This window comes from Bacillota bacterium (assembly GCA_024655925.1).
Taxonomy (GTDB): Bacteria; Bacillota; DTU025; order DTU025; family JANLFS01; genus JANLFS01.
On the sequence record JANLFS010000026.1, the window covers coordinates 28,477 to 31,799 of the forward strand.

Consider the following 3,323-nt stretch of genomic DNA (forward strand, 5'->3'; position numbering starts at 1 on the left):
CTCAGGACCCGACTGTACGTCGAGGGGTACGGGCCCGCAATCGCGGCTGACGTGGGGGCCGCTATCAAGGGGAACCGGATAGATCTGTTCTTCGAGACAGTAGAGGAGGCGCTCGCTTACGGCCGCCGCAGGGTGAAAGTGTACATACTGGAAGACCACTAAGCCTTCAGTTCGCTCATGGCCGTTGCCGAGTCGCCCATGTGCGGCAGAGTCTCAAGCCGGTCTCCCGCCCTCCGGGGAGACCGGCTGGTTTTCATCTGCGCGATGAGCCGGGGTTGTGGTAAAATACAATCATGAAGAGGCTTGGGCAGAACTTCCTCGTCGATGGAAAGGTCCGGAATGCCATAGTAGATGCTTCGGGGGCGGACGACAAAGATCTGGTGGTCGAGATAGGCTCAGGGCGAGGGGAACTCACGAAGGCGCTCGCCATGCGGGCGGGGAAAGTCGCGGCCATCGAAATCGATCCGGCTCTAGTCGATCGGGTGAAGCAGGTCTCGGCGTCATTGCCGAATATCCACCCTATTCAGGCCGATGTTCTGTCTTTGGATTTTGTGAGGCTCGTGGCGGAGCTGACGCCACCGGGGTCGGGACTTACGAGGGTATTGGTGGTAGGCAATCTTCCCTACTACATTACCACTCCGATCCTCAAGAAACTCATCGCGGGCTCCTTTCTCTTCCACACAATGGTCCTTATGGTTCAGCTGGAGGTCGCCGAGAAGCTCGTCGCAGGTCCGGGGGATCCAGGCTACGGTCCCATCACCATAGAAACGCAGTACCACACAGCCCCCGAAATCCTTTACACCGTGGCTCCGCAGGCCTTTGACCCTCCTCCGGCTGTTCACTCCGCCGTCGTGAGGTTCAAGGTGCTGGCGAGGCCACCAGTCGAAGCATCACCGGACATCCTCTTCGAGCTTGTCCGGGCAAGCTTTGGGCAGCGAAGGAAAAGTCTCCGCAACTCCCTTGTGGCCTCCCACCTCTTCAGAGGGGACCGGGCCCTCGTGCGATGCGTGCTCGAGCGGGCTTGTGTTGACGGGGCAAGGCGGGCCGAGAGCCTCTCGCTTTACGAATTTGCCGCGCTTGCGCGGGCTCTTCAAACCGAGGCCTCAGATACGAGGTGAACCCAGTGGACTTTATAAGCCCGTCCAAGGGCAAGATGAGTTTCGATGAAACATTCCAGGACATCATGGGGTACGTGCATGACGTCCCTGATGCTGCGTACAAGCTGATCATCGGCACTGACTCCCAGCTGTCTGAAGATACATGCTTCGTCAGTGCGATTATCATACACAGGGTGGGCAAGGGCGCACGCTACTACTACTCCAGGGAGCACGCAAAGGTGGGCAAAAGCCTCAGGCAGAGAATGTTCTACGAAGCATCCAAGAGCTTGAGCCTCGCAAGTCAGTTGGCGGACAGGCTTGCAGAGAACGGCCATTCAGAGGTGAACGTCGAGATCCACCTGGACGTGGGAGAGAACGGGCAGACCAAGGAACTCATCCGGGATATAGTGGGCATGATTACCGGCACGGGTTTCGCCGCGCGAATCAAGCCTGACTCCTATGGGGCGTCCAAGGTGGCCGACAAGCACACCAAATAGTTCCGGGGGCACGGTCCTTGTCCTCGCTTCCCCTCATACACTGGTTCTGGAATGCACGAAGGCCAGGTGTTCGGCGAGTAAGCCGCGTGGCGAGCATGCCGGGTACATCTGGCCTCCTACGCAGGGGGGAGGCTATTGGCTGAGAGGATCCCCTTTCACGAGGGGGACATCGTCACTCGGAAGTCATACGGAGGCGATCTGTTCTTCCGGGTGATGCGTGTGGAGTGCTATGCGTGCGGTGAGGGGACCGCTACCCTCAAAGGTGTGAATGTTCGGCTCCTGGCCGACGCTCCACTGAGCGACCTCAGACTTGCGGATGAACATGCGCTGATAGACTTGAAGCGCAAGATGATGAGGGAGTCTGGGGAGCACCTGAGGCAGGTGCGCATGCGCAGGCTCAACGAAGAGCAGGCGAGGAGCAAGAGAAACCGGAAGCGCACGAGAGGGGGGAGCCTTGCCGATGACCTTTTTGAGGTTCCGGGCAAGGTGCTGCACCTCGACGGAGACACGGACTACCTCAAGGACTGTATGAAGTACTATAGGGACCTAGGCGTTCCAGCGGTGGGGAAGCATGTCGAACCGAAAGATCAGCCGGAGCACGTCACATCGCTGCTCATGGAGTACTCGCCTGATGTTCTGGTCCTCACCGGACACGATGCCTTGAAGAAAAAGAGTTCGGACAGGACGTCTGTTGAGAGCTACTGGAACTCCGGATCTTACATCGAGGCTGTGCGCCGCGCCCGGTACTTCGAGATGGACAGGGACAGCCTGGTGATCATAGCCGGTGCGTGCCAATCCTTCTACGAGGCGCTCATTGAGGCAGGTGCCAACTTCGCAAGTTCGCCCGACCGAGTGCTGATACACTGCTATGACCCGGTGCTGATTGCGGAGAAAGTCGTTCACACGCCGGTCGATGAGATCGTGAGGGTTGAGGACGCGATCGAGAATACCATAACCAAGAGGGCAGGAATAGGCGGTCTGGAAACCCGCGGGAAACTGAGGGCCAGCATGCCCAAGACGGCGACTGGGTTATTCGGAACAAAGCCATAGGCTAGCTACTGGTGGAGCGAACGCCGGCCTCCAAGTGTGGACTCTGACCAAGACCGGTTCAAGATACTCATGTGCGCTACCATGTGCGCTACATGCGCTGTCAACCGACTGAGAAAATGTCACCCCCATGGTTTTGTTCCGCTGGCCGTCTCCAGATTCTGCGCAGACTCGCGGCCGTGTCAAGGACCGGCCTTCGGCCTGCTTCGCTCCTTGACATGGCCGCTGCGCCTGCTTGGGATTACGTTGCGGCCAGCGGGAAGCGCGTATCCTGAGCGCGCTTTAGCCTGGCTGCCTCCCGCGCCTTTTGGATTCTCCGCTGACGCTCGTAACTCCGCCGTTTCCACGGATGGTCTTCAGGAGGCCTCCAGGGCGCCGCATTGGGGCCAGGAGCTTTGGCGGGTTCCTCAACCATGGGCGTGGCGCGAAACTCCGCGAGGCTGTAACGTTTGCCCTTGTACAGCGCGCTTATAGAGCCGTCGATGTGGGTAAGCACGAGGACGGAGCTATTGTTGGACAGCCAGACGGCGTTCCCGCGGTGATCGGCCAGGCTGAACTTGGTGTTGTGGTAAGATATCACTGACCCTCCGAGCGCTTTGCGCGGCTCTCTCACGGCGAGGATCACGTCGAGGTCCAGGCCGGGGGTCAGGGGCCTGAAAGCGGGCGCCTCTTTCGCGGGCGG

Annotated in this window: 4 protein-coding genes; 3 read left to right on the forward strand and 1 reads right to left on the reverse strand. The window is 59.4% G+C overall.

The genetic code is table 11. The annotated features are described in order from the left end of the window. The first annotated feature begins 293 nt into the window (after positions 1-293). The 3 genes from rsmA to yabG all read left to right on the forward strand — a co-directional run bounded on the left by rsmA (position 294) and on the right by yabG (position 2,644). A complete protein-coding gene (gene rsmA / locus NUW23_05785) occupies positions 294-1,118 on the forward strand; it encodes a 16S rRNA (adenine(1518)-N(6)/adenine(1519)-N(6))-dimethyltransferase RsmA (protein MCR4425687.1) in 825 nt (274 codons plus the stop codon). 5 nt (positions 1,119-1,123) lie between these two features. Then, the gene (locus NUW23_05790) at positions 1,124-1,594 is read left to right on the forward strand and encodes a ribonuclease H-like YkuK family protein (GenBank protein MCR4425688.1); all 471 of its coding nucleotides are present in this window, start codon (positions 1,124-1,126) and stop codon (positions 1,592-1,594) included. A gap of 135 nt (positions 1,595-1,729) precedes the next feature. Continuing rightward, on the forward strand, positions 1,730-2,644 hold the full coding sequence (yabG, locus tag NUW23_05795; GenBank protein MCR4425689.1) for a sporulation peptidase YabG: 915 nt from the start codon (positions 1,730-1,732) through the stop codon (positions 2,642-2,644). A gap of 238 nt (positions 2,645-2,882) precedes the next feature. Here yabG and NUW23_05800 read toward each other — a convergent pair. Then, on the reverse strand, positions 2,883-3,323 hold a 441-nt coding region (locus tag NUW23_05800), incomplete at its 5' end, for a hypothetical protein (protein ID MCR4425690.1).